The sequence below is a fragment of the uncultured Succinivibrio sp. genome, from assembly GCF_902756765.1.
In the GTDB taxonomy this organism is placed as follows: Bacteria; Pseudomonadota; Gammaproteobacteria; order Enterobacterales; family Succinivibrionaceae; genus Succinivibrio.
Window position 1 is genome coordinate 1 of the sequence record NZ_CACVSS010000120.1, and the last position, 4,395, is coordinate 4,395.

Sequence of the window (4,395 nt, forward strand, 5' to 3'; positions counted from 1 at the left end):
GCTGCATCTCCTTCAGCCGTTGATCTGCTTTCCTATGCTGAGGTTCTATCGGATTTAGGTTATTCAGATAAGGCATACAGAATTAGAAAATATGTTGTTGACACTAAGACTGAGGAACTGTTGAAACTAAATGACAGCAATGTAACTTTAGCCTCACTGGTTTCCACCTTTATATCAAAGTCAGTAGGTGAAGACATCATTAGAAATGAACTGAAATCATCAGAGTCTTCTGCTCTTGGAATTCAGTTAATGACCTCTCTGCTAGAACGAAATGACATAAAAAGTGCCATTTACTTCAAAAAGAGAAGTTCTCTTGCAAATGTTGTTTTATCTGACAGTCAGGAGCTGATTCTTGCAGTTCGCACCAAGGACAAGGAAAAGATTAAAGACCTTCTTGAGCGTGGTGTGGGTATCCGCGAGAGTGAAAAATATGATGCTCTTGAGAAAATCTCAAAACGTCTTGAGGCTTATCAGCTTGCTAAAAACACTGTGGGTGTGTCCCCTTATAAAGATGTAAATAAAGCTTTAAGAGGTCAGATGGCTGCAAATAATCAGAGCTTATCCCGCAGCGTTATGGCAGTTATTCACTCTCAGCCATTGTGGGGACTTCAGTCTTATGCTGCCTACTACCATGCACCATATTCTCTTGGTCAGTTCGGCGTAGCAACGATTTATCAGCATTCTAAGACTCCTGATGCTATGGCAATCTCCAAGCTTAAGAGTGAAAAGAGAATCATAGGAAAAATCTCCTATGAACAGGAGAAGTATGAAGTTGCAGCATCTGCAGATCTTGCTGACGGTGCCGCAGACGACAGATTAGGTCTGAAGATTGATTATCTGTTCAAACTAGATGAGCGTTATGCCGTATCTTTATCAGGTGCTTTAAATCAGCATTCTAATGTTTCTCACATGATGACCGTGCTGGGAAAGGATAATTATGCAGAATTGCGTTTGAGTGCATCACCTTGGAACAGAGAGTATTTTGCTCTTACCTCACGCATTCACAACTATAAGACCCGTTACAACGAGAATCTGGGCTCAGGTTATGATCTTGAATTTATGGCAATGACTCCTGTATTTAATTCTGATCCTGCCTTATATGGTTATACCTCATGGCTCTACCAGAACAATAATCCTTCAGATAACGCTCTTAGAGATACAAACATTCTGAATGGTTCTTTAAATGATGCTTCTGTTCAGAGTTTAAGTTCAGAATCATTCATTTCAAAACAGTATAAACATCTAGCTATCGGTATGACTACCAGTCACGGCGATCCTGGAATTCCTGGACCTTCAGTTCCATCTCCTCGCTTCCTGTTCGATGTTTTCACCGGATACAACTTTACGGAGAAAAAGATTGATGCTGGTGCCAGTGCAGGTGTCGGAATAAGTCTGTTTAAGGCTCAGGATGAGCTGTTTATAAAGTCATCAGTACAGAGTGCTGATAGACAGGGTAACAAGTCTGTAAGCCTGACTTTCGGTTACAGTATGGTTTTTTAATCTTTGAGGAACAAGAAAAATGAGAAAACTAACTTTTATTATTTTAGCTGCAATAGTCTCTTTAACAGGATGCTCAACCTACAGGGGCTCAAACGGTATAACTGTTTCAAACGGTTCAACCTTTGCGGTAATGCCATTTGTTAATCAGTCCAATACTCCTCTTGCAGCAGAGAATGTAGGAACCATTATCTGTTCAGAGCTAAGTGCTAAGAATATCAATTATGTAGCCTTTGAATCTGCCGATGAGCCAAAAGATTTAAAGAGCATCCTAGATGACACCTATACCACCCGTAAGGCCAACGAGTGGCTTAAGAGTGTAAGCTACAACTATGTGATTTCCGGCTCTGTTGATGAGTGGAACTATAAGGCTGGTCTTGATGGAGAGCCTGTTGTCAGCGTTACCATCAGAGTCAAGGATGTAAACGGTAATGTAGTATATGAGAAGACCGGCAGCAGATCTGGCTTTGGTCGTGAGAGTCTGAACGGTGCAGGTCAGAAGGTTGTAGAGAACATTTTAGGTGATATTAACTACACCAGATAATCGCATAAGGGATTTATAAATGAACAAGAGTCTTAAGAGCCTAAGCCAACTCCTAACCAGAGGCTCAGGTCAGCCTTTAATTGTATGGGTTGAAACAGTCGTACTGGCTGCCATCTCATCAATTATCTGGATGAACTCTATCGAGATTTATTTTGATCAGAGCGGTCCTATACCTGTATTTACCGTAGCAAATACCTCTGAATTCTTCTGGCCGCTTGTCTTTGTAGTTATTGTAGCTTTGCGCTACGGTTTCTCCATGGGCTTTATTTCAGCCATTCTTTCAATTGTGCTGACAATGTCGTTCTTTAAATATCACAATATTACCGATTATTTTTCATATTATCAGGCTGTTGGCATGCTGGTAGTGAATATGATTGCAGGTGAGTTCCGTGATGTTTGGGATGAAAGACTTCATCGAAACGACCTTGATTATGCCTTTATGAAAAAGAAGCTTTCTCTGTTTACTCAAAACTATTTCATGCTTCGTTCCTCACATGATCAGTTAGAGCAGAGAATGGCGGGCCAGGTAGTAAGTCTGCGTTCAAGCATCAGCGAGCTTGAAAAACTCAATGAAAGATACCCTGTTCTAGGTGTTAAACAGTACGACAGAACAACTTCTCTTGCACCTCATGTTCTAAAGCTTCTAGCTTCCATTGTGGTGATGGAAGAGGCTGGAATATACCGAGTAGAGAAGGGCCGAATTGATCCTAAACCTCTCTCTGCAATCGGCAATATGGCAGCTCTTGATCTTAAGGATGAGATGCTCAATGACATGATCGAGAGCAGAGAACTGTTATCACCTGTAAATCTTTATGAGACTGATTCCACCTTAAAATATCAGCTTTGTATCCCTTTAGTTGATACTTCTGGTGTTATGCATGCCTGTGTTGTAGTTTCTCAGGTTAAGTTCTTTACTCTTACCTCACAGAATATTGCAATCCTGAATTTAGTAAGCGCCTATGCAGCAGACATGTTGTCTACAGGTGTGATAGCTCCTGTAATTCAGTCCTCAGAGAAGGATCTGTTCCTAAGCTATCTCAAAAAAGCTCTTGATGAGAATAAGTACCATGGTCAGAGCAGCAGTATGGTTTTCTGCAGAGGTTATACCGATGCTGCTTTAGAGTTGTTTGACAAGACGATCTCACTTCGTCGCGGTGCTGATATCTACTGGAAGCGCAGGAACAATTCAGGCGAGATCGTTCTGGTGGTGCTCCTTCCTCTAACTTCTAAACTTCAGGCCCAGCTGTACATTGACCGTGTTGACCGTCTTATGGCCAGAGAGTCCGATGGGGCAATCAAACTTGATTTCACAGGCCCTCTGGATGTGTCCGTTGACAATGAGCAGCTGATTTCAGAGCTTAAAAAGCTGGATTTAAAAGATGACGATTTTTCTTATTGTTTTAAGCCTGATTAGTGATATAAGCGCTGCTGTTTACGCTTTCTCCGATGCCGAGCTTTACAGACGTCTGCTGGTATTTGCTATGTTTCATTTTATTGCAAGTATCAGTGCCGCTTACGCCATGTATATGCTGCTCCCTAAGAATATGAGAGAGGAGCAGAGCCCTTATCTTGCAGTGGGCTTTATGTTCCTGATGTGCATATGCCTGCCTGTGGTCGGCTTTATCGGACTGTTTGTATGTGTGGTTGTGGCCATGAATCTGCCAAGAAAAAAGACAGAGGTTATGTGGGTTCATAATCCAAGGGAAGAGCTGCCATCACATCCTCGAGACATGATGTATACCAAGTTCGGTACAGGTGCGCTTCAGGATATTCTGCTAAATGCTCCTGACACGGAACGACGTGTAGAGGCTATTTCCTCAGTGTCTCATCTGCCACGTGATCAGAGAATATCCTTTTATAAGATTGCGCTTCGTGACCCTGCTGATGATGTTCGTCTTATGGCTTACTCTCAGCTTGATCCTATCGAGCAGGATATTACAGATAACATTAAGAGCCTTGAAGATTCCTTCAAGGAAAACAATTCTGCAGATATAGCCTATGATATAGCTCAGCAGTTCTGGGAAATCTGCTATCTGGGAATTGCTGATACGGTACTGGTTAAGCACTATCTTAACAACGCCAGAAAGTGGTGTCAGAAAGCTATTGAATTAGAAGATCGCGGAAACTTTGAGCTGCTTTTAGGCCGAATTCTGCTTGAGCTAAATGAAGTTGAGCCTGCAATGATTGCACTGCAGAAAGCAAAGAATGCAAAGATGCTGGATTCTCAGGTTAATACCTATCTGGCAGAATGTGCCTTCAGAATGCGAGACTATGCTTCTGTAAAAACATACCTGAGCTCTCTTTATACCTCTGAAGGCTCAAAACTTTCTCACATCAGGGAGTATTGGTTAAAT

General features: G+C 41.9%; 4 protein-coding genes. All 4 read left to right on the forward strand.

Going from position 1 to position 4,395, the window contains the following annotated elements; genetic code table 11:
* Positions 1-1,500, forward strand: a 1,500-nt coding sequence (locus tag QZU45_RS10960; RefSeq protein WP_295355240.1) for a hypothetical protein, incomplete at its 5' end; no start/stop codon positions are given.
* 19 nt (positions 1,501-1,519) lie between these two features.
* Positions 1,520-2,041: a hypothetical protein gene (locus QZU45_RS10965; RefSeq protein ID WP_295355242.1), complete on the forward strand. Its 522-nt coding sequence runs from the start codon at positions 1,520-1,522 to the stop codon at positions 2,039-2,041.
* A gap of 19 nt (positions 2,042-2,060) precedes the next feature.
* Positions 2,061-3,455, forward strand: coding sequence for a PelD GGDEF domain-containing protein (locus tag QZU45_RS10970; protein ID WP_295355244.1), 1,395 nt, complete (start codon positions 2,061-2,063; stop codon positions 3,453-3,455).
* Positions 3,421-4,395 (forward strand): hypothetical protein (locus QZU45_RS10975; protein ID WP_295355246.1); only part of this gene is annotated, 975 nt, incomplete at its 3' end. The genes QZU45_RS10970 and QZU45_RS10975, both read left to right, overlap by 35 nt.